This is a genomic window from Veillonella parvula (assembly GCF_018378075.1).
Lineage (GTDB): Bacteria > Bacillota > Negativicutes > Veillonellales > Veillonellaceae > Veillonella > Veillonella parvula_K.
On record NZ_JAGZYE010000006.1, the window covers coordinates 33300 to 56600 of the forward strand.

A 23301-nucleotide genomic window follows, 5' to 3' on the forward strand; every position below is an offset into this window, starting at 1 on the left:
CATAGCTAACAATTTGTTGCAAGAAAATGCATCATTACACAAAGAAGAAATCATTTTGTTCTGTGAAAGCTTTCACAGGAACAGTAAGCCCTGCAGAGATTAAATAGTCACGTAAACCATGTGCCACTATAGACTCAGTTCCAAAATGCCCCGCATCAACTACGAGTAAGCCTAATTCCTTAGCCATTTGCGCCTCATGATACTTCACATCACCTGTAATATAGGCATCTACATGTAACCGGGCAGCATCCTTAATAAATTCTGCACCTGCACCAGAGCATAGAGCAATGGATTGAATCGCTTTCGGCACAATACCAGCAAAACGAATGTTAGCATCAGGCAACGCTTCTTGTACCCACTCACGGAAAGAATCTAAGTTTAATGCATTAGGCAAGCGACCTACCCGTCCTAGATATTGAGTTGAACTAGTAGGCTCGACTATATTCAAAACCTCATAAGCAACTTCTTCATATGGATGAGCAGCTTTCATAGCCGCTACGACTTTGCTTAAATGCGTACCATCAACGATAGCATTCACTTGTACCTCAGGAACCACTGTCAAAGCGCCAGCTGCCCCAATGACAGGATGAGAATCTTCATTACCAACAAAGCGTCCTTCCCCATGGATACTGAAACTACAATGCTCGTAATTGCCAATTCGGCCTGCCCCTGCATCGCCCATCGCCAAACGAACCGCATCAGCCGAGCTTTCAGGTACAAAGGTGGTCACCTTATAAAGCGCCTCTTCACCAGTTTTAATGAAGCCCTTAATATCAATAAGTCCCAATTGCTTCGCCAACATATCATTGAGACCGCCTGGAGCGATATCAAGATTTGTATGAGCACTATATACGGCAATCTTATGTTGAATCAGCTTATTAATCGTACGCCCTTGAGCCGTATCACATGATATCTGTTTCAACCCTTTAAAGATTAATGGGTGGTGGCTAACAATTAAATTACAATTTTGTTCAATAGCATATTCTACGGTTTCTTCTGTTACGTCTAACGTAGTCACTACACCTGTAACAACTACATTCCGATCGCCCACCATTAAACCTACATTATCCCAAGACTCTGCATAAGAACGCGGTGCTAATTGCTCCATCAAGGTAATAACTTGTTGAACCGTTATCATACAACTCACTTCTTTCTATTTATTCTCTAAAAGATTACGAAGAAAATTAACTTCCTGCTTTAAATCCTGATATTTATCAGTATGATTTAATTTCTCTGTCATATCATCTAATGCACATTGTCGTTGATATATTAAATACTCTATATATTTCATCCAAAGTGGTGGTCTATCTTGTTCCAATAAAGCCCCTACAGACCACAACAAGGAGTCTTCCGGTAACGATTGATAAATATCTACATATTCAGTCATACCTGTATAAGCTTCCACGCAGTCATTGCGCACAGCTAAAAATGCTGTATAGAGCTTACCAGCATCTTCTACGATGATTTCTAGAACGATAACATATCCCTTTTGAACCATATATTGACGTAATTCTTTTTGTCCATTCTGTGGTTGGAGTACATAAAACTCTAATGGTTCTGGGCCTGCATCTACAATATCCCGCATTAAAAAGCCACCCATACCACAACAAATGGCGCCGTTCAACTCGCCCATTTCTGTCACTTTAAGACCATCGCCTAAACGACAATCTACTTTATCGGCTAGTCCACAAGACTCAACATATGATCTTGCAGACTCTAACGGACCTTTATGTACATCACCGGCAATGACATATTCAGCGCGTTGACGATTGATGAGCTCTACCGCTAAATAGCCATGATCGGTGCCAATATCTGCAATGGCATGAGCCTTAGGTACGATTGAGAATACCGCTTCTAGGCGGTCCATCATAGGTCTAGGTTCCATAACTTCCTCTACTATTACTAATTATATATTACTAACTATTCATTCTTAATTCTTAATTATTTATTCTTAACTATTTATTCTTGATTATTTTTTGCTTATTTATTTGCTTATTTGTTCTCGTTTATTTATTTCTAAACATAATACTATTCAAAAATAAGCTTTGTTAAGTTACAAAAATAAATGAATTACATATAAAAATAACCGCCCTTGAAATCTCAAGGACGGTAGATATCAACATAATGGTGGGCCCACCTGGGTTCGAACCAGGGACCGACCGGTTATGAGCCGGTTGCTCTACCCCTGAGCTATAGGCCCTCAGTTAGTTTCTAGCTTATTAATTATACCGAATAGACTGTCATTTAGTCAAGGCAACTCAAACGCTAAGACTATTTCATTAGCATAAAACGGTGAATCATATGATCTTCGTTAAATACGCCTTTAGTAGTTAGTGTAGTCGTTTGGCTATCTGTAGATTTAATGCCTCGTGCACTCATGCAGCTGTGAGACGATGTAATGTGCACAATAACATCATCAGACCCTGTCGCTAAGGAAATTACTTCCGCAATATCTTCACCAATTTTTTCTTGTAGTTGTAAACGCTTGCAGCACATTTCAGCTATGCGGGGAATCTTAGATAAACCTATGACACGACCTTTTGGAATGTACCCAATACTGATACTCATATCATACATCAATGCCATATGATGTTCACAATGAGAGAAGCAAGTAATATCCTTTACTACTACCATTTGATTTGTATCTACAGCGAAGGTCTTACCATACATGTCTGCAATCTCAGCATTTGTATACTGAATGCCTTCATATACCTCTTCCATCATTTGAGCCACCCGTTTCGGTGTTTCTAACAAACCGTCCCGATTAGGATCCTCACCTAATGCTTCTAACAACTGATATATAAGCGATTCTATTTTTTTTGTATCCATATTTACCCCTTTATATCAAGATTTCATCAGACCTCATATCATACCATAGAAAAAATACTGATACTACACAGCCTAACAATACTATACACCCTTTGCATCTGGATCCCAGACAAATTTATGGATTTGCAGTTGGAATCGTACATTCTGCAAATTATATGTTTTCATATAATCGATAATCGATGCCGCCTCAATCTGTCCCCATACAGGCGATACATATATTTGAGCCACTGTAGGATATTTACTAATTATGCGACGCATACAATCCAAATCTTCTGGAGAGCCAACGACAAACTTAATCAAATCACGTTCTGTAGCCACCTTGAATATATCTATATTCATAGACTCTTCGGCTAAAGAGGACGGCGTTTTATAATCGTAGGTAAACCACACATTATCTCTATGAAAGCTCGGTATAATCGTGCCATTTGTTTCAATATTGAAATCATAAGGACTATTATTAGGCCTCTCTCGTTTATCTACATCATTAATACGAGTTAAATCACTTTGACTTGATGGACTGTCTTGTATCTTTAAAGCCTTCCGACGATTTAATTCATCAATTAACTCTACAACAGCAGCTTCTTGTAATAGAGGCTCCCCACCAGTAATAGTAATGCGATGATTGCCTAAGCTTTCAATAACATCAGCCACCTCAGCTACAGTCATCTCTGTGAAAACACTATCAATGCCGTAGCTATAAGTCGTGTCGCAATAGGAACAGCGAATATTGCAATCATGAAGGCGTAAAAATGTAGTCAGCAAGCCTTGCCGACTACCTTCCCCATCAATAGAGGCAAAAATCTCAATCACGTTCATAAATAGCTGTGTTCCCTTCAGATTCTTGAACCTCTACTTTAAAGCATTTTGGGCCCAATTCATCAGCGATCCATTTTGCCATATTCTCCGCAGTAGGATTTATATCGCCTAGTACATCGTTGATATGGCGATGGTCCAAGCGACCATGAATTTTTTCTTTAATAATCGTAAAGTCGATGACCATCCCATTATGATCTAACTCTTCAGAACGTGCATGAACTGTAATAATCCAGTTATGCCCATGAAGATTTTGACATTTACTCGGATAATCTAGTTTTAATTGATGAGATGCACTCACCTCTAACCGTTTAGTAACTGTAAACATTATATCTCCTATCTATTACATAAGTGTTTAACTTATATCTATTACATAAAACTTATCGCTATTACATGAAACGCTTGTCTATTACGTAAGTCTTATCATAAATTACTTTTTATTGTAAGATATTACCATTTTTTATTATAACACAAAAGGGTTGTAATACAGTGCTATACAACACTGCATTACAACCCTTAAGAGATTCAAAATCTTATAAGAAGTCTTTGATTTTATCACGTTTACCGCGGTTGCGCAATTTAGTAAGCGCTTTACCTTCAATCTGACGAATACGTTCACGTGTAACATTGAAATGTTGACCAACTTCTTCCAATGTGCGAGGCTTACCATCCTTCAACCCAAAACGTAAAATCAATACTTGTTGCTCACGATCAGTTAAGCATGTAAATACATCTTCAATTTGCTCTTGCAATAAAATGTAACTAGCTGCATCGTCTGGAGCAATTGCATCTTGGTCCTCGATGAAGTCCCCTAAATGGGAATCTTCCTCTTCACCAATCGGAGTTTCCAAGGATACTGGCTCTTGGGCGATCTTTTGAATTTCACGTACCCGCTCTACAGTAATGCCCATACCTTCAGCAATTTCTTCTGGCAATGGCTCACGACCCTTGTCTTGCAACAATTGTCTAGAAATACGAATCAATTTATTAATTGTTTCTACCATATGTACAGGAATACGAATCGTACGAGCTTGGTCTGCAATAGCACGCGTAATCGCTTGACGAATCCACCATGTAGCATACGTAGAAAATTTATAACCTTTAGTATAATCGAATTTATCTACCGCTTTAATAAGACCTAAGTTACCTTCTTGGATTAAATCCAAGAACAACATACCGCGACCTACATAACGTTTTGCGATACTTACAACTAGTCGCAAGTTAGCATCTACCAATTTTTTCTTTGCCTTTTTGCTAAGTTGAATATCTTTATATGTAGCATCCTCTTGTGAACCAGCTTCGATTTGCTTAGCTAATACGATTTCTTCATCAGCTGAAAGCAATGGCACTCGACCAATCTCTTTTAGGTACATTCGTACAGGGTCATCAATATTAACACCAGAATCAACACTTAAATCGATAGAAATTTTCTTCTCGCTAGAAACTTCGTCTTCATCTTCATCCGTTTCAATTGTATGACTATCTGTATCATCAGCATCAATATCTGCCACAATCTCTACATTCAATTTACCCAAAGTCGTATAAATATCATCTAATTGTTCCGCAGTAATTTCCGTCTGCTCATGAAGAGCATCTGAAATCTCGGATTGTGTCAACACACCGCTCTTACGGCCTTTTTCAAGAAGTTGCTCAACAATCTCCTCTATTTGACTTTTTTGTACTTTCTTAGCCACAGCGCTCTCCTTTTTAACCATTAATGATTTACTTAGACCATTCTCTAATTAAATTCTGTATTTCCTGACACTTATGTAATTCGCTAATAAACGTCGAATCTCCTGCTCGTTTTAATTGATCCGCCATAATTGAATGCGCTTTATACTGTTCACGCAATGAATGGAGCCTTATCTTACGGATTAATGCAGGCACTTGTACCTTGTATTCATCGTCACTCATGACGACCAACCTAGAGTAAATATCGTATTCTTGAGAAGATAAAACAGATTGAATTGCAGTTTCATCTAGACGACCTTCGGACTTATACAAGGTGAATAGCTTTTCTATTATACCTCGATATTCAATTTTTTCAAAGTCCTCTAATGGCAAATAGCTCATCATATGTTGTAATACTTCGCCATCTGTGAAAGCTAAGGACAATAATTTTTCCGCATCTCCCTTTGGTAAATCCTGTGTTGGCAAAGGTGTTGATGCAGTATCCACTAATTCAATTTGTCCTTTTTTCACATAATCTCTAAAGTATCTAAAAATAGTACTATTATCAAGCCATAATGGCAATGCCAATGTTTTTAAAGCATCATCTCTCTGTGTTTGACTATCTATATTTGCAATATATGGGAAAACATCTGCCATAACAGCCTGCTTCCCTTCTGTATCATTTGTATCATGTTTGATTAAAGACTCACTTAATAGATAATCTAGAGGCTTAACAGCTTTAGCAACTAACTCCTTAAATGCCTGTCCCCCATGATTACGCACATAATCATCTGGATCTTTGCCGTCTGGCATAGCAAGGACACGCACCTTAAAATCCGTATTTTGCAATAATTCAATAGCTCTAGCAGCCGCCTGACGACCAGCACCATCCATATCATAAGCTAACACGATTTCTTCAGCCTGTCTCATCAAGATATGTCCATGATCTCTTGTATAAGCAGTCCCCAATGATGCGACTACATTAGTAACACCATGATTATGAGCAGATATAACGTCCATATAGCCTTCTACAAGAATAGCTTGTTTTTCCTCACGAATAGATTTATAAGCCTTATCAAAGGCAAATAAGAGTTTACCTTTTTCAAAGATTGATGACTCTGGAGAGTTTAAATATTTTGGTGTACTATCATCCATAACACGCCCACCAAAAGCAACGACTCGCCCTTTACCATCCATAATGGGGAACATGATTCTATTTCTGAAGAAGTCATAAAATTGACCCTTTTGATTCTTTCGGACAAGATTCAACTCCAAGAGAATGGAATCATCAATGCCACGCTCATGAAAGGCACGATATAACTTATCCCAACCATCAGGGGCAAAACCAAGCTTAAATGTTTCTATGGTCTCTTGTGTGAGCCCTCGCTTTTTCAAATAATCTAATCCCACCTTACCAATAGACGTTTGAGTGAGACAGTTATGGAAAAAGGTAGCCGCTAAATCAGAAGCTTCATACAATTTTTTGCGCCTTTCATCTCTAGCTCTTTGTTCAGGTGAAAGTTTCGCCTCTGGCAATGGAATATTAGCTCGATTAGCTAGCCGCTCTAGGGCTTCTACAAAGGTTAAATGCTCTAATTCCATAAGAAATTTAATAGCATTTCCTGATGCATGGCACCCAAAGCAATAATAAAAACCCTTTTCAGGGGCTACACTAAAGGATGGCGTTTTTTCATTATGAAATGGACAACAACCCCAATAGTTCTTGCCGCGTTTCTTTAAGGCTACATGCTCGGATACAACTGACACGATATCATTAGCATCTTTGATTTGTTCAATCAACTCATTTTCAAAATATCGGCTCATAGCCAACGCCTCCTTCCCCATATATATATTAATTCTATATACAAATAAAAAATCCTCTATTTGTAAAGCATTTTAATCAATTAAATTATTAAAAAAGTATAAATAACTTGATACGAATCATAGGAATCATCATCTACAACGCAATGTAAATGATGATTCCTATACGCCGTATATAGCAATATATAATTACCGAAACTTTGATAACAATAGGCTGCAATGAAAACATTGCAGCCTATACTTATCGCTTATAGCATATTATTTTGCGTAATCCACAACGCGAGTTTCACGAATAATTACGACCTTAATTTGGCCTGGATATTCAAGTTCTGACTCGATGCGTTTTACGATATTCCGAACAAGTAATGTAGACTCAGCTTCATCAATCTTATCCGGTTTTACTACAACGCGAATCTCACGACCGGCTTGAATAGCAAAACATTTTTCAACGCCTTCGAAGGATTCAGCGATTTCTTCCAATTTAGATAAACGTTTTAAGTAGTTTTCTAATGTTTCTCGACGTGCTCCTGGACGGGCAGCGGAGATAGCATCAGCGGCAGCTACTAATACAGCTTCTACGGTTTGGAACTCTTCATCACCATGATGAGCACCAATACAGTTAATTACTGCTGCACTTTCACGATATTTACGAGCCACATCAACACCGATTTGAACATGAGAACCTTCAAGTTCACGGTCTAATGCTTTACCAATATCATGAATCAAACCACCTCGTTTAGCCAAAGTTACATCACAGCCTAGTTCAGCTGCCATTAAACCTGCTAAATGAGATACTTCAATGGAATGTTTCAATACGTTTTGACCATAACTAGTACGATATTTCAAACGGCCTAAAATCTTAACAATTTCAGGATGTAAGCCATGAACATCAGCTTCAAATGTCGCTTGTTCACCAGCCTCTTTAATAGTTTGGTCCACCTCTTTACGAGCTTTACCAACCATTTCTTCAATACGAGCTGGATGGATACGACCATCTACAATCAATTTTTCCAGCGCAATACGAGCCACTTCACGACGAATTGGATCGAAGCCGGAAAGAATAACTGCTTCTGGTGTGTCATCGATAATCAAATCAATACCTGTTAATGTTTCGAGTGCACGAATGTTACGGCCCTCACGACCGATAATGCGCCCCTTCATTTCATCATTAGGCAATGCCACTACGGATACGGTAGTTTCCGCTACATGGTCAGCTGCACAACGTTGGATAGCAGAGGAGATAATTTCTTTCGCTTTTTTCTCCGCTTCATCCTTAGCTTGCTGCTCCATTTCCTTAACCATAATCGCCGTTTCATGACGGATTTCTTGTTCCACATTCGTTAACAAGATATTTTTTGCTTCTTCGAACGTCATGCCAGAAATACGTTCCAATTCTGCCATTTGTTTTTCATACAAAGCTTCTACCTTTTCACGGCTTTGGGCTAAGTCAGCTTCTTTGCGATGTAAAGCTTCCTCTTTGTGCTCAATATTGTCTAATTTTTTATCCAAAGATTCTTCTTTTTGAAGAATACGACGTTCCATACGTTGAAGTTCAGAACGACGATCTTTATTTTCTCGTTCTACATCAGAACGGAGCTTATGAATTTCTTCTTTCGCTTCTAATAAAGCTTCTTTCTTTTTAGACTCAGCTGTGCGTTCACCATTTGCAATGATGCGAGCAGCCTCTTGTTCAGCTTGATTCAGTTTTCCTTCAGCAATATTTTTTCTTAAAAAATAGCCTACCCCTAGTCCAATCAGTACCATTACCACTGCAATTAGACTATACTCTAAAATTTCTTTCACCTCCTTTTTATTTCTCAAAATTGAGCTTTCATGCTCCTTTTTATGCCCTTTATGCATTAAATTATCAATTAGCCATATCATCATATAAATAAATAAGGCTATTATTAATTTTAGACTTCAAAGCCCTTTCTGTCAAGATTTTACAAGCCTACCAAGGCCTCTCAAAAAGCAGAATTTATTCATAAAAATCATTGCATACAACTTGAATTGTGCTTGTTGAGAACCCCCTGTATTTGAGAAAACTAAAAACTTTTACCCGAGGAGTCTTCTCTTCATTGAGAATAGATCCAAATTTTTTTTCTACCACCCGATAAGCAGCTTTTACCTCATTATAAGCAGAAATTTCTTGAGGAATCGCAAGTCCTCGAAGTTTCATTTTTTGCTTAATCATATAAGCACCGTATTTCTGTTCTTTCATCAAATAGGCTAATACCTGCTCAGATAAACGTTCATCATTAATGTAATCATAATCTCTAAGGCGCTCAAGGACCCTCTCAATGATAGGGTCCTCGAATTGTTTACGTCTCATTTTTTGCGTCAGCTCATAAGAACTAAGAAAGCGCTGAGCTAGGAAGCGATACGCTTGATCCATAGCAGCTTGCATCGTTTCGTCACTCATGATTATACTTCTTCAGTTACTTCTTCACCAATTACATCGATTTCTTCAGTGCCAACAGCCAGTGTATCACGAATAATCCGATCGATTTCATCAGCTATTTGTGGATTCTCTAACAAGTATTGTTTAGCCGCTTCCTTACCTTGCCCCATACGTTCCCCATTATAGGAGTACCAAGCACCTGATTTATTGATAATTTCCATATTTGTACCGATATCAATAAGTGTGCCAGTTTTAGAGATACCTTCACCATACATCAAATCAAATTCAGCTGTCTTAAATGGAGGTGCCACCTTATTTTTAACAACTTTAACTTTTGTGCGCGCACCAACATTCTCATTATTTGCTTTAATCAATTCCCCTTTACGAACATCAAGGCGCACAGAGGAATAGAATTTCAACGCACGACCACCAGTTGTTGTTTCAGGATTACCGAACATAACACCTACTTTTTCACGCAATTGGTTAATGAAGATAACAACTGTTTTGGATTTACTGATGATACCAGTCAATTTACGCAACGCTTTACTCATCAAACGAGCTTGTAAACCTACATGAGCGTCACCCATTTCACCATCAATTTCCGCTTTAGGCACCAAAGCCGCTACGGAGTCAACTACAACGATATCTACTGCACCACTGCGAACAAGAGCTTCCGTAATCTCAAGAGCTTGTTCTCCATTATCTGGTTGAGAAATCAACAAATTATTGATATCTACCCCCAAGTTGCGAGCATATACAGGATCCATCGCATGCTCCGCATCAATAAATGCTGCAATGCCACCTTGTTTTTGAGCTTCTGCTACAGCATGAAGAGCTACTGTTGTTTTACCAGAAGATTCTGGACCGTAGATTTCAATTACACGACCACGAGGGAAGCCACCTACACCAACAGCGATATCGATAGCAAGAGAACCAGAGGAAATCACCTCTACATTCATGCGATCTGCCGCTTCGCCAAGACGCATAATAGCACCTTTACCAAAATCTTTTTCAATTTGTTTTAACGCGTTATCCAACGCTGCTTGTCTGCCATCTACAGCCATTATTTTATTTCCCCTTTTCTGTTATATAAGTATAAACATAGTATAGTGCTAGCTCTGCTGCACTTTGTCTAATATCTTCTCGATTGCCAATTAAATTAGCTCTATGGGCCACTGTGCCATGTGGACCAGTAACACCAAACCATACAAGACCAACAGGCTTTTCTCGAGTACCACCTCCAGGACCAGCTATGCCTGTCGTAGAAACGGCATATGTTGTTTGTCCAACAGTTCGTGCCCCCTCTGCCATAGCCTTAGCCACTTGTTCACTAACAGCGCCATATGTATCTAACATATCTTGTGGTACACCTAAAACACGATGTTTCACATCATTACTATACGAAATAACACCACCCATATAGTACTCACTACTACCACTGACATTAGTCAGTAATTTACCAACCAATCCTGATGTACATGATTCAGCAGTACTAATAGTACTATGTTCCTCTAACAAGGTTCGACCTAATGTTTCCTCCATAGAAATTGTTAAGTTGCGCCCTATGCGAGAGCCTAAGCGTTCTCGTATGATTGCATCCCAAGGATTAAGCAGGTCTTGTGCCGCTTCTAATGTTTCAGCCTTAGCAGTGATGCGAACCTCAATGTAGCCCTTTTTAATGAGCAAAGCTATGGTCGGATTAGATTGCTTCTTAATTAGATCCATCAAGGTACTTTCTAAATCAATTTCACGAATATCATATACGCCATAACGATAGGATGTAACAATACCTTGAGAACCAAATCGGCCATTTAAATAAGGAACTACGCTCTCTTGGAACATGCCCTTCATTTCTCCAGGAGGTCCAGGTAAAAGTATGTACGTAGTGTCGCCATCTTCAACGACGACACCTGGAGCAACTCCAACAGGGTTATATAATACTTTCGCCCCTTCTGGTAATTGTGCTTCTCGCCGACTCGCATCGGGTATAGTACGGTTTACACTTTTAAAAAACCTTTCAAGCTCGTTCATGGCCTCTTGATTAAACACAATAGGTCTGCCAATTGAATCGGCAAGTACATTACGTGTAATGTCGCCCTGCGTTGGTCCTAGCCCACCAGTACTAATAACGATATCAGCCCTTGTACTAGCGAGCTGAAAAACTTCAGCCATTCGTTTCGGATTATCACCTACCACCGATTGATGGGCAATGGTATATCCTAATTTATTTAACTCTTGTGCTAGCCAAGATACATTCGTATTTACTGTATCACCTAGCAATAATTCTGAACCTGTAGAAATAAGTTCTACAATCATCAGATCACCTCCACAATCGAATATATCGAACTGTGCATTATTCTACAACTGTAGCTACTACATCATAAGCAAAGCCTTGCTCTACTTGTACCTTAAGAATATCACCAGGTTGAATGTCTTCACCGCAGTCTTCAATGTACATATTACCATCTACATCAGGTGCTTGAGATTTCAATCGACCTTTTGCAAGCAATGTGTTATTCTCGCCTTCTTCGATTTCCTCTATCATCGCATAATCAATGGTACCTTCTAAATTGCGATTATTCTCTTCAGAGATAGCAGCTTGGATGGACATAAGAACGTGATAACGCTCTTCTTTGACCTCTTCTGGTATTTGGTCTTCACGAGCACCAGCTGGTGTACCATCTTCTTGAGAATACGTAAATACGCCCATATTATCGAATTTGATTTCTTTTACAAAGTCACAAAGTTCCTCAAATTGTTCATCTGTTTCACCAGGAAATCCAACGATGATAGAGGTGCGCAATGTAATATGAGTCGGTGCATTTCTAATCTTCTTAAGCAAGCGCTCAATATCATTGCGATCGTCTCGGCGATTCATTTGTTTCAAAATATCGTTATTAACATGTTGCAATGGAATATCTACATATTTACAAAGCTTTGGCTCATTAACAATAATATCTAACAATTCATCAGAGAAAAATGTCGGATATAGGTATAGCATGCGAATCCATTCTATGCCTTCTACAGTTGTTAATTCTTTTAACAATGTCGTCAATAATGGTTTACCAGCATTAAGGTCGATACCATAGCTCGTTGTATCTTGAGCGATAAGGACAACTTCCTTAACCCCGGTCGCAGCCAATCGTTCCACTTCAGCCTTAATAGACTCGATAGTACGACTGCGGAATGCACCGCGTACCTTAGGAATAATACAGAATGTACACCCGTTATTACAGCCTTCTGCAATTTTTACATATGCACTATAACGAGGTGTTGTTTGAATACGAGGCATGCGCTCATCATAGATATTCGTAATATTTTCCATGATACAACTGCGATTGCCGTGCTCAATAGCATCAACGGCTACCATAACTTGATCCCATGCACCGGTACCGATTAATGCATCAATTTCAGGAATTTCTTGGAATAATTCATCCTGATATTGTTGGCTAAGACAACCTGCTACGATAAGGCCCTTACAAGTACCATCCTCCTTATATTGGGCAACCTCAAGGATAGTATTTATAGACTCAGCCTTAGCTTTTTCAATAAAAGTACAGGTATTTACAACGATAAGATCTGCTTCGCTTAAGTCTTCTGTAATCGAATAGCCATTATCTCTCAATAAGCCTAACATTACCTCTGTATCTACTAAATTTTTAGCACAACCTAGGCTAACATATCCTAATTTTTTTCCCATTCTATATCCTTTCGTCACTAGATTCTTATTTATTTATTTCTTGGATTTATACAACTGACTTAGTCCTTACGGAATCGTACTTGACTAACCCAATGATTTAATAGTAACTTTTTACCTTCTAGAGTATAGCCACCATTCACAGGCCATAATACTAAATCATGCCCCATAGAATCTTTTGGCTCATCCATCTCAGGATTAGTAAATATATAAGTAAAATTCTTTTCTACCATATATTTCGCCGTTTTAGAAGATAGTAACCAATTAATAAACTCTACACTATCTGCTTTATGTTTTGAATTTTTTAAAACGGCAGCACCAGTCACATAATAAGACGTACCATCTTTAGGATAAATGATCTTAATTGGATACCCATGATGACTATATTGCGCCGCATCAGACAAGTTACCAATACCAATATTTGTCTCCCCTAGCGCAGTTAGGCGTATTGGAGTAGACAAAAATTTAGCATGTTGAACCACATGGGGCTTCAAACTATATAAGTATTCAAGAGCCTCTGGTTCCCCTTTATACTCTACCATATTATATAGCAAATTGGCCGCATTCTGAGATGCTACAAAATCGGTCATAACGATAGACCAATCACCTTGTTTTCCCAATGTATCCCATGTAGTAATATATTTACCAATGCCATTATGGAAGGTATCATTCTGAACAAATACGATGGGATCATACCAAATACCAACCCAATAGCCATTTGGATCCTTTAGATTATCACGTACCTCGTCAATACGTTCATTGACGATGGGCATATATTTACCTGCATTGGCACCAATTACGAGATTATCTTCAGAAGTTAGCACCAAATCACCAGAAGTATCAGCCACTATAGAAGCCGACCGTTGCGACATTTGTTCCTCTGTAAGAGGCATTACAGTGACTTTTACCTTTTGTTCCTCTTCATAACGCTCAGCAAGCATAGCTGTCAAAGTATTAGGTAAGTCCGTATAGACTATAATTTCACCACGAATAGGCTCTTTGGCCTGTTCTATTTGTTCTTGTTGGTAAAAGTTTATGCCATAGATCAACATTCCTACCACAAATAATGCTAAGATGCTCGGAGCAATCCATCGTTTCATATATGCCTCCCATAAGACATAAAGTATCTTAAAATGAGAGTAGCTAGAGCTACTCCCTACATGTAACGACCACCAAAACTTTTATTAGATGTACGAACTTTAGTCACATCTCTACTACGCCTTTTTCCAGTCTGGCATCGATTCCTAGATTCGCAACCTCGTTTGCCATTACGAGATTTACTAGATTGGCTAATACGCTTAGAATTTCCACCAATTGGTCGGGGTGGAATTAAACATTCTGGGCCAAAGCCAATTAAATCACGTCGATTGGCTTCTATGAGAGCCTCTTTAACAAGGTCATAGTTTTCAATATTTTTAAACTGCATCAATGCGCGCTGTTTTGCTTTATCTCTACCCTTTTTAGCAACATATACAGGTTTTCCATCTAGTGGATTAATGCCCGTATAATACATACAAGTAGAAAGGCTACCCGGCGTAGGAATAAAATCCTGTACTTGCTCTGGGTACATATGGTGATCTCGTAAAAATTCCGCTAATTCAATAGCATCCTCTAGGGCACAACCGGGATGAGAGCTCATAAAGTACGGAACTAAGTATTGTTTCTTACCAAGCTTTTTATTTGCCTCTTCAAACCAAGACTTAAAGGTTAGGAATTCTTCTTTACCAGCTTTCCCCATCATATTGGTAACCCGTTTAGATACATGTTCTGGAGCTACCTTTAGTTGCCCACTTACGTGAAACTCGCAAAGTTCCCGCACAAAATCTTTATTGTTATCGGCTAGTACATAGTCATAACGCAAACCAGAACGAACAAATACCTTTTTTACACCTTTTAGTTTACGTAATTTACGCAGTAAAGCAATATAGTCATCATGATTTGTATTCAAGTTTTCACAAGGTTCTGGAGCCGCACAAGTACGACCTTTACACGCACCATAGACAGCTTGTTTATCGCAAGCTAGATGGCGGAAATTTGCCGTAGGGCCCCCTACATCATGAATATACCCTTTAAAATTGTCCATCTTGATCATCATGTGAGCTTCTTCAATCAAAGACTCATGACTACGATTCTGAATGATACGCCCTTGGTGATTAGTAATAGCACAGAAAGAACAACTGCCAAAGCAACCTCGTTGGCTCACAAGGCTAAATTGAACTTCGCTTAATGCTGGCACACCACCCTTATCATCGTATTTAGGATGCCACTTTCGAGTATATGGCAAGTTATAGACACCGTCCATTTCCTCCTGTGTCAATGGCAAGGCAGGCGTGTTCTGAATGAGATATCTATCACCATGCTTTTGGACTACAATACGTCCATAGAACGGATCTTGTTCATCGTATTGAATGCGGAATGCATCGGCAAAATCCATCTTATCCGCCTTAATAGCTTCATACGATGGGCACTCTACATAGTCAATGGTTGGAATTTCCTTTGCCATGTAGCAAATGCCACGTATAGATGGCAAAGACTCTTTAAATCGACCCTGATCTAAGGCATCAGCTAGTTCAACGATTTGAAGTTCTCCCATGCCATAGACGAGTACATCGGCCTTAGAATCTACTAAGATGGATCGACGCACCGTATCTGACCAATAGTCATAATGACCAAAGCGACGCAAAGACGCTTCTATACCACCAATGATAAGAGGTACATCACTGTAAGCCTCCTTCATACGGTTAGCATATACCAAGGTAGCACGATCTGGACGATGACCTGACTCACCACCTGGAGAATAATCATCTTGACGGCGAACTTTCTTTGCTGCCGTAAATTTATTAAGCATTGAATCTAAATTCCCTGCCGTAACAAGGGATGCTAGACGTGGTTTACCTAGTTTTTTGAAAGCCTCTACATCATTCCAATCTGGTTGATCTATAATGCCTACACGATAACCTTTGGATTCCAAGTATCTACCGATAACTGCAGGCGCAAAGGATGGATGGTCCACATAAGCGTCCCCACTGATGAGAACGAAATCTAATTCAGCCCAACCACGTTCCTTCATATCCGAAGGTTCTGTTACTAAAAATCTATCCATTGATTGTGTAAATGCCTTTCTATCATGCCTAATCAGATACTAGAACAGGAATAACCATAGTAAAAATAATGCCATACAAACTAAAATAATCCCTAAAATAATGCGTTCTTGTACAATAGAGCGTTGACGTTTTCGTTGACGCGTTTCTAAGGACATACGCTTTTTAGATGTTTGGTATTCAACAAACTCACTTTGTACCAAATTAGGAGTTGCTTGAGCCTTCCGTCTTGTAACAGAACGTAAAGAAAAGGTATCTATGTCCCCTACTTGGCCCTGATATACTTTTACCAAGCGATCCCCATCAAGATCTAAGTAGTTACCATAGTTTCGAATAAAACCTTTTACGTAGACTTGACCAGGAATGATATCATAGTTGCCATCTTCGATAGCCTCTAAATAGGTTGTTTTAATGTGCAGCACTTGCTCCACATCTTTAAAGGTTAGATTACGTCTTACCCGTTCACGTCGTAATTCTTCGCCTAATTCAGCCATTTTCGTTCCTTTCTAAATCTACGTAATATTCATATAGTAATTAGCTAATTATTGCTCATCATTGGAATCGGAGAAATATCTAGCCTTAGCTTGTTCAGGGCTCATTAAAATTTCTCGAGCCTTACTGCCCATGCTAGGGCCAACGATTTTAAGGTCTTCCATTGTATCTACAAGACGTGCTGCACGGGTGTAACCTATACGGAAACGACGTTGCAACATCGATACGGAAGCTTGACCAGATTCCATAACGAGATTGACAGCTCGCTCTAATAATTCATCGCGGTAAACATCATTAGCATCAGAAGATTCTTTTTCAGCTTCCTTTTCCACTTCTTGAGTTACCGTATTATCATATTCTGGTTCTCGTTGAGCTTTCACAAACTCTACAAGTTTTTCTACCTCATCATCAGAAATGAAGGCTCCTTGTACACGAATAGGTTTATTTGCACCAATCGGAGCAAATAACATATCCCCTTTACCCAATAGTTTCTCTGCTCCTGCCATATCAAGAATGGTACGGGAGTCAATTTGAGAGCCTACAGCAAAGGAAATACGGCTTGGTACATTAGCCTTAATAGAACCGGTAATAACGTTAACAGATGGCCGTTGTGTCGCAAGAACCATATGAATACCTGCGGCACGAGCCATTTGTGCTAAACGACTAATAGATTCTTCAATATCATCAGGAGCCGTCATCATAAGGTCAGCTAACTCGTCGATAATCAACACGATTAGCGGCATTGCAGCCTTAGGATGAGCCTCATTATAGCTCTTAATATCACGTTTACCAGATGCAGCAAACGCCTTATAACGAGCCTCCATTTCACGAACGGCCCAACGCAATACAGCTGCTGCTTTTTTCATATCCGTTACAACTGGAGCCATCAAGTGCGGAATCCCATTGTAAATAGACAATTCAACCATCTTAGGGTCGATTAATAATAACTTAACCTCTTCCGGTTTGCGGCTAAAGAGAATACTAGAAATTAATGTATTTACACATACGGATTTACCAGAGCCAGTCGTACCAGCTACGAGCAAGTGAGGCATCTTAGCAAGATCCGTAATAACAGGTTTACCTGCAATATCCTTACCAAGACCGACAGGAATACCACCACGAGCATCTTTAAAGTCACTACAATCAAGTACATCACGTAAATGAACGGCTTCTGTCGTTTTATTAGGCACCTCAATACCGATGGCAGATTTACCTGGAATCGGAGCCTCCATACGAATATGCTGAGCTGCCAAATTAAGGGCAATATCATCTGTTAAATTAACGATACGACTTACTTTTACGCCTGGTGCTGGCTCAATTTCATAACGCGTAACAGTTGGACCTTGTGTAGCATTAACAACCTTAGCAGTAATACCAAAGTCACTCAATACATGTTCAAGCATCATCGCATTTTGCGCTACTTCTTCACCATTGTTTTGACTCCCCTTCCCTTTCGCCAAAATATCTAGGCTTGGGAAGTGGTACGGTCTATCATAGGAACGATGAATTTGGCCATCTTTAGATACAGCTACTTGTGCCGTATCTTCTGTAGTACTAATAATGGACGGTACGTGTAATCCCATGCCTGCCATTCCGGCCCCAGCACTTACAGAGCTTGCAGCCGCCCCCGTTCCTGGCACAACAGAAGCGATAGCACCATGATTAGTTTCCAATGGACCCATCGTTGTATTTTGATAGGAGAATTCTGGTTCTTCGTCATCAGAGTTTGCTGCAGTTCCAAACTCATCCGTATATTCTTCATCTGGTGTATATGCATAGTCCTCATCTGGAACATATACATAATCATCACTCGTAGTTCTATGTGTATCAGAGAATTGTTCAAAGTCATCAGCTTCATAAGACTTAGCATCACCAGATGCTTCAGAAATATTAGCCAATTGCTCAGCCGCACGATTACGTGCTTCTATCTCAGCCAATTCCTTCCAAGATGTAGGAGGTTTTGGCGACTCCACAGTAGTAACTGTATCTTCAATAGTATCAACATCTATAGCTGTGGTAGAGTCAAAAAGGTCTCTGCCAGTAGCAATGCCTTGTTTTTCTAGTGCATCTAATGCTTGATCTGCTGCATCAGCAAAGCGTGTATCTTTTTCCCTGTTATAAGCTTTACGCTGTTCTGCCGCTTCTTTACGTTGTTCATTCCAATCTTCAAACGCTTCTTTTGCAACAGCAACCTTCTCAGCAGCTACCTCTTTTGCAACATCAAGGCCAACCTGTGTTTTGTCCGCAGCCTTTTGTAATCCACTGCGCAAAGACAAACGTGTCACCAGTAATCCAAAAGCTATGAGTAAGAATACATCAAGAATAATAGCCCCTAAGTTGCCTAATAGTGTACGAAGGAATGTAGCAATTGCACCACCTACAAAACCACCTTGATTAGCCAGTTGTGTAGTAATGAGTTCCTGTCCCTCAGGAACGCGCCACAAGGGAACAAGAGCTAACAAGAATAGGAAAAACAAGGTCATTACAACGCCTCGTTTTGTAATGGAAATAAATGTATCCTTATATAATAATCTCCAACCTAACCAGAAAACGCATAAACAAGGAATAATCCCCCCTAGGCCAAAGCCATAACGGAATATACCTGTTAAAATCTGTCCTACGAGGCCAAGTTCAAAGCCGAAAAATCCGAGAAAGGAAATCACAGCAAAGGCAATGACAATAAGACCTTTCACTTCACTGCGCAAAGAAAAGCTTTGAGACTTTGATTGCTGTTTTGTACTTGTTCGCTTACGGCGTGTGGTGCGTCTTTTGGTGGAAGTATTTTCTTCTGCCATAAATCTATACAAACCCCTTACTTATATAACATTACAGTAAATTAACTTATCATTATATTATAGCATATATCGTAATATTAAGTTAATTTTTACTACGTTTCTCCCAGTCGTGAAGTAACTGTTCCTCAGTCCCTCTCTTTATACCCTTATAGTAAGTTGCATCGATTAGAGGCGTTGGTAAATACTGCTGTTTTACAAATCCATTAGGATAATTATGAGCATACTTATAAGCTTTTCCATGACCTAATTTACTAGCCCCGCTATAGTGACTATCTTTCAAATGATCAGGTACTTGTCCACAATCCTTATGTCGCACATCAGATATAGCTGCATCAATAGCTACATAAGCAGAATTACTTTTAGGTGCAAGAGCAACATAACACGCAGCTTCGGATAATATAATACGCGCCTCAGGAAAGCCTACCATATGAGCCGCTTGAGCCGCTGCATTGGCGAGTATAAGAGCTTGTGGATCCGCAAGGCCAACATCCTCTGCTGCACAAATAACAATACGACGAGCAATGAAATTAGGATCCTCTCCAGCTTCAATCATACGCGCTAAATAATGTACCGTTGCTTGCACATCAGAACCACGCATACTTTTAATAAAAGCTGAAATTGTATCGTAATGACTATCGCCTTTTTTATCGTATGTATATATGCGACGGCCTACGACCTTTTCGAGAACATCAATAGTAATCGCCCCCTCATCGGGAACCATAGCTGCCGCTTGTTCAAGAATATTAAGGGCCATGCGTCCATCACCATTGACGAAAATCCCCACATCTTCCAAAACTTCATCCGTTACCTGTAGATGGCGTTTGCCTAATCCCACTTCTTCATCGGTAATGGCGCGACGTAAAATTTGACCAATAGCCTTTGGAGTAAGTGCTTCTAATATAATAAGACGCAAACGAGACAAAAGTGGTCTATTAACTTCAAAGAACGGATTCTCTGTAGTAGCACCAATAAGGATGATAGTTCCATCCTCTACACAGGGTAACAACACATCTTGTTGGCTTTTATTAAAGCGATGAATTTCATCGAGGAATAGAATTGTTCGTTGCTGTAAAGAACGAACCCGTTTACGAGCGTCTTCAATGATGGTTCTCAACTCACCAATACCAGCGTTAGTAGCATTCAGGTTTACAAAATGACTATTGCTCACCTTAGCTATGATTCCGGCTAACGTCGTCTTACCTGTTCCACAAGGCCCATAAAAAAGCATAGATGGTATTGTATCCTTCTCTACCATAGCACGCAAGAAAGTCCCCTTCCCTATGGCCTTCTCTTGACCATATAAATGATCCAGTTTAGTAGGACGCATTCGTACAGGAAGTGGCTCGTATGTATTTGTAGGTGTCATATCAAATAAACTATCCATTCTATCACCTCAATTCGCACCCAGTTTAACTATCGTATTTTAATATCTATAACTATTCAATCAAAAAACAATGTCTTACTCGTCATAAAAGCCCAATGACGTCAGTAACTTGGTATCACTAATAATATTTATAAGACATTTATGACATTTAGGACTCTTAAGATTTTAAAAAATTTAAATTCTTACCAAAGATATATTTATAGTATATGATATTTAAGTCTATTTTTACACGCAAAAAAACCCCACCATGCCGTAATGTACCGCGTTTTGATCCTGCAAGGGCAGGTGGGTGTCCTCCTCATCCTGCAGTTGTCCCGTACGGGCGTAACGTTCAGACGAGAGTTCAGACTCCCAAAGTAAATGTGTTGGCTCAAAACTGCGATATCACACGCACATGGCAGGGATATCTTATACTTAAATAGTATCAGAAAGATTAGCAATTAACAAGTCTTGACATTTCGATTTTAATCAATTCTTGCCTATGTTTTTACACTAAAGATTGCTCTTGTTCTTCTTCTACATCTGGTTTAATATGCAACTCTTTTAATTGCTTTGGTTCTACTTCAGATGGAGCTTGGCTCATGATATCAGAAGCAGATTGAGTTTTAGGGAATGCAATTACGTCGCGGATAGATTGACGTTTTGCCATCAACATAACAAGACGATCTAGGCCAAATGCACAACCTGCATGAGGAGGTGCACCATATTGGAATGCATCAAGCATGAAGCCGAATTTGGATCTTGCTTCTTCAATGGACAAACCAATTGCTTTGAATACTTTTTCTTGTACGTCAGCTTGGTAGATACGCAAGGAACCGCCACCGATTTCTACGCCATTCAATACCATGTCGTAAGCAATCGCTTTTACATTACCAGGATCGGATTCTAATTTATCAAGATCCGCATGGCGTGGCATTGTGAATGGATGGTGCATTGCTACATAACGTTTTTCATCTTCGTTATATTCGAACATAGGGAAATCAGTTACCCATGTGAATGCCAATTTATCTTGGTCAATCATGTTCATACGACGTGCCATTTCAAGGCGTAATTCACCTAATGCACGTGCCACAGTTGCAGGTTTATCAGCAATCATCAATACGAGGTCGCCACCTTTAGCGCCCATTTTTTCACCGATATTGCGAATTGTATCTTCACCTAAGAACTTCATGATTTGAGACTTGATAGAACCATCTTCATTGAAGCAAGCCCACGCAAGGCCTTTAGCGCCGTAACGGTTTACATACTCAACAAGATCATCAAGTTCACGGCGAGGAATGCCAGCGTCACCAGGCACAACGATACCTTTAACTACGCCACCATTGTCGATAACAGAGCGGAAGACTTTGAATTCTGTATCTTTTACAAGATCAGTTACATCAGTAAACGCCATACCAAAACGAAGATCCGGCTTATCAGAGCCGTATTTATCCATTGCTTCGTCCCATGTAATACGAGACATAGGCAAAGAAATTTCTTTACCTAATGCAGTTTTAAATATATGAGCAATCATCTCTTCAAGCAATGCATATATATCTTCTTCATCAACAAAGGACATTTCTAAGTCGAGCTGAGTGAACTCAGGTTGACGGTCTGCGCGCAAATCTTCATCGCGGAAGCAACGAACGATTTGAAAATATTTTTCATAACCAGCAACCATCAAGATTTGTTTAAAGATTTGTGGAGATTGTGGCAATGCGTAGAATGTACCAGCATTTACACGGGAAGGCACTAGATAGTCACGAGCGCCCTCTGGCGTAGATTTAGTAAGCATTGGAGTTTCAATTTCCAAGAAATCGCGGCTATCAAAAAAGTCGCGCATTGCTTTTGTTACCTTGTGACGTAAAATCAAGTTACGTTGCATTTCAGGACGACGCAAATCAAGGTAACGATATTTCAAACGAATATTTTCATCTACATCGATATCATCTTGAATATAGAAAGGAGGAGTTTTAGCGGAGTTCAATACGCGCAACTCTTCACAGAACATTTCGTATGCACCTGTAGGAAGGTTAGGATTAATAGCAGAATCATCACGTTTTGTAATAGTTCCACGCACGCAAAGCACATATTCATTACGAACATCCTCTGCTTTGTGGAACGATTCTACGTTGTGATCTGGGGATGCCACTACTTGTACTACGCCAGAACGATCGCGTAAATCTAAGAATATCAAACCACCATGGTCACGACGGCGTTCAACCCAACCACATAATACGACCTCTTTACCTACCTCTTGTTCAGAGATGGTGCCACAACCGTGCGTACGGTGTAAGCCTTGCATTGTTTCCATTCTA

18 protein-coding genes, 1 tRNA gene and 1 other RNA gene are annotated in these 23301 nt (G+C 39.5%); all 20 read right to left on the reverse strand.

Annotated elements, in window-relative coordinates; all coding sequences use genetic code 11:
• Positions 1-34 precede the first annotated feature (34 nt).
• The 20 genes from KH286_RS06585 to aspS all read right to left on the reverse strand — a co-directional run bounded on the left by KH286_RS06585 (position 35) and on the right by aspS (position 23297).
• Entirely contained in the window at positions 35-1138 is a 1104-nt protein-coding gene (locus tag KH286_RS06585; RefSeq protein WP_118091350.1) for a Nif3-like dinuclear metal center hexameric protein, read from the reverse strand.
• Between the two features lie 15 nt (positions 1139-1153).
• Positions 1154-1885 (reverse strand): tRNA (adenine(22)-N(1))-methyltransferase, encoded by a 732-nt coding sequence (locus KH286_RS06590; protein ID WP_118091351.1) that lies wholly within the window; start codon positions 1883-1885, stop codon positions 1154-1156.
• A 240-nt stretch (positions 1886-2125) separates the two neighbouring features.
• Positions 2126-2200: transfer RNA gene (locus tag KH286_RS06595), tRNA-Ile, on the reverse strand.
• 71 nt (positions 2201-2271) lie between these two features.
• Positions 2272-2829: a GTP cyclohydrolase I FolE gene (gene folE / locus KH286_RS06600; RefSeq protein ID WP_004698667.1), complete on the reverse strand. Its 558-nt coding sequence runs from the start codon at positions 2827-2829 to the stop codon at positions 2272-2274.
• Positions 2830-2910: 81 nt separating this feature from the next.
• On the reverse strand, positions 2911-3645 hold the full coding sequence (locus KH286_RS06605; protein ID WP_004698641.1) for a radical SAM protein: 735 nt from the start codon (positions 3643-3645) through the stop codon (positions 2911-2913).
• Positions 3632-3970 (reverse strand): 6-carboxytetrahydropterin synthase QueD, encoded by a 339-nt coding sequence (queD, locus tag KH286_RS06610; RefSeq protein ID WP_004696395.1) that lies wholly within the window; start codon positions 3968-3970, stop codon positions 3632-3634. The genes KH286_RS06605 and queD overlap by 14 nt, the downstream gene beginning before the upstream one ends.
• A gap of 205 nt (positions 3971-4175) precedes the next feature.
• On the reverse strand, positions 4176-5336 hold the full coding sequence (gene rpoD, locus KH286_RS06615) for an RNA polymerase sigma factor RpoD (RefSeq protein WP_118091352.1): 1161 nt from the start codon (positions 5334-5336) through the stop codon (positions 4176-4178).
• Between the two features lie 28 nt (positions 5337-5364).
• Complete coding sequence (dnaG, locus tag KH286_RS06620) at positions 5365-7137, reverse strand: DNA primase (protein WP_004698524.1); 1773 nt, start codon at positions 7135-7137, stop codon at positions 5365-5367.
• 255 nt (positions 7138-7392) lie between these two features.
• Positions 7393-8994 (reverse strand): ribonuclease Y, encoded by a 1602-nt coding sequence (rny, locus tag KH286_RS06625; protein ID WP_004696400.1) that lies wholly within the window; start codon positions 8992-8994, stop codon positions 7393-7395.
• Positions 8995-9112: 118 nt separating this feature from the next.
• Positions 9113-9556 (reverse strand): regulatory protein RecX, encoded by a 444-nt coding sequence (locus KH286_RS06630; RefSeq protein ID WP_278617776.1) that lies wholly within the window; start codon positions 9554-9556, stop codon positions 9113-9115.
• Between the two features lie 2 nt (positions 9557-9558).
• The gene (gene recA, locus KH286_RS06635) at positions 9559-10599 is read right to left on the reverse strand and encodes a recombinase RecA (protein WP_004696404.1); all 1041 of its coding nucleotides are present in this window, start codon (positions 10597-10599) and stop codon (positions 9559-9561) included.
• A 4-nt stretch (positions 10600-10603) separates the two neighbouring features.
• On the reverse strand, positions 10604-11851 hold the full coding sequence (locus tag KH286_RS06640) for a competence/damage-inducible protein A (protein WP_004698616.1): 1248 nt from the start codon (positions 11849-11851) through the stop codon (positions 10604-10606).
• A 37-nt stretch (positions 11852-11888) separates the two neighbouring features.
• On the reverse strand, positions 11889-13235 hold the full coding sequence (gene rimO / locus KH286_RS06645; protein WP_004698709.1) for a 30S ribosomal protein S12 methylthiotransferase RimO: 1347 nt from the start codon (positions 13233-13235) through the stop codon (positions 11889-11891).
• Positions 13236-13294: 59 nt separating this feature from the next.
• Entirely contained in the window at positions 13295-14332 is a 1038-nt protein-coding gene (locus KH286_RS06650; protein ID WP_004698526.1) for an ABC transporter substrate-binding protein, read from the reverse strand.
• A 56-nt stretch (positions 14333-14388) separates the two neighbouring features.
• A complete protein-coding gene (locus tag KH286_RS06655) occupies positions 14389-16335 on the reverse strand; it encodes a YgiQ family radical SAM protein (protein ID WP_004698698.1) in 1947 nt (648 codons plus the stop codon).
• A gap of 39 nt (positions 16336-16374) precedes the next feature.
• Entirely contained in the window at positions 16375-16827 is a 453-nt protein-coding gene (locus KH286_RS06660; protein ID WP_004698676.1) for a helix-turn-helix domain-containing protein, read from the reverse strand.
• Positions 16828-16875: 48 nt separating this feature from the next.
• On the reverse strand, positions 16876-19620 hold the full coding sequence (locus KH286_RS06665) for an FtsK/SpoIIIE family DNA translocase (protein WP_278457599.1): 2745 nt from the start codon (positions 19618-19620) through the stop codon (positions 16876-16878).
• Positions 19621-19702: 82 nt separating this feature from the next.
• A complete protein-coding gene (locus KH286_RS06670; RefSeq protein WP_278457601.1) occupies positions 19703-21004 on the reverse strand; it encodes a replication-associated recombination protein A in 1302 nt (433 codons plus the stop codon).
• A gap of 235 nt (positions 21005-21239) precedes the next feature.
• Positions 21240-21411: non-coding RNA, 6S RNA (gene ssrS / locus KH286_RS06675), on the reverse strand.
• Positions 21412-21491: 80 nt separating this feature from the next.
• Positions 21492-23297 (reverse strand): aspartate--tRNA ligase, encoded by a 1806-nt coding sequence (aspS, locus tag KH286_RS06680; RefSeq protein ID WP_278617777.1) that lies wholly within the window; start codon positions 23295-23297, stop codon positions 21492-21494.
• Positions 23298-23301 lie beyond the last annotated feature (4 nt).

What these genes read in the sequence shown, in the direction of transcription:
- KH286_RS06585 (WP_118091350.1), bottom strand. Translation starts at nt 1,138, where the DNA reads ATGATAACGGTTCAACAAGTTATTACCTTGATGGAGCAATTAGCACCG.
- KH286_RS06590 (WP_118091351.1), bottom strand. Translation starts at nt 1,885, where the DNA reads ATGGAACCTAGACCTATGATGGACCGCCTAGAAGCGGTATTCTCAATC.
- folE (WP_004698667.1), bottom strand. Translation starts at nt 2,829, where the DNA reads ATGGATACAAAAAAAATAGAATCGCTTATATATCAGTTGTTAGAAGCA.
- KH286_RS06605 (WP_004698641.1), bottom strand. Translation starts at nt 3,645, where the DNA reads ATGAACGTGATTGAGATTTTTGCCTCTATTGATGGGGAAGGTAGTCGG.
- queD (WP_004696395.1), bottom strand. Translation starts at nt 3,970, where the DNA reads ATGTTTACAGTTACTAAACGGTTAGAGGTGAGTGCATCTCATCAATTA.
- dnaG (WP_004698524.1), bottom strand. Translation starts at nt 7,137, where the DNA reads ATGAGCCGATATTTTGAAAATGAGTTGATTGAACAAATCAAAGATGCT.
- rny (WP_004696400.1), bottom strand. Translation starts at nt 8,994, where the DNA reads ATGCATAAAGGGCATAAAAAGGAGCATGAAAGCTCAATTTTGAGAAAT.
- KH286_RS06630 (WP_278617776.1), bottom strand. Translation starts at nt 9,556, where the DNA reads ATGAGTGACGAAACGATGCAAGCTGCTATGGATCAAGCGTATCGCTTC.
- recA (WP_004696404.1), bottom strand. Translation starts at nt 10,599, where the DNA reads ATGGCTGTAGATGGCAGACAAGCAGCGTTGGATAACGCGTTAAAACAA.
- KH286_RS06640 (WP_004698616.1), bottom strand. Translation starts at nt 11,851, where the DNA reads ATGATTGTAGAACTTATTTCTACAGGTTCAGAATTATTGCTAGGTGAT.
- rimO (WP_004698709.1), bottom strand. Translation starts at nt 13,235, where the DNA reads ATGGGAAAAAAATTAGGATATGTTAGCCTAGGTTGTGCTAAAAATTTA.
- KH286_RS06650 (WP_004698526.1), bottom strand. Translation starts at nt 14,332, where the DNA reads ATGAAACGATGGATTGCTCCGAGCATCTTAGCATTATTTGTGGTAGGA.
- KH286_RS06655 (WP_004698698.1), bottom strand. Translation starts at nt 16,335, where the DNA reads ATGGATAGATTTTTAGTAACAGAACCTTCGGATATGAAGGAACGTGGT.
- KH286_RS06660 (WP_004698676.1), bottom strand. Translation starts at nt 16,827, where the DNA reads ATGGCTGAATTAGGCGAAGAATTACGACGTGAACGGGTAAGACGTAAT.
- KH286_RS06665 (WP_278457599.1), bottom strand. Translation starts at nt 19,620, where the DNA reads ATGGCAGAAGAAAATACTTCCACCAAAAGACGCACCACACGCCGTAAG.
- KH286_RS06670 (WP_278457601.1), bottom strand. Translation starts at nt 21,004, where the DNA reads ATGGATAGTTTATTTGATATGACACCTACAAATACATACGAGCCACTT.
- aspS (WP_278617777.1), bottom strand. Translation starts at nt 23,297, where the DNA reads ATGGAAACAATGCAAGGCTTACACCGTACGCACGGTTGTGGCACCATC.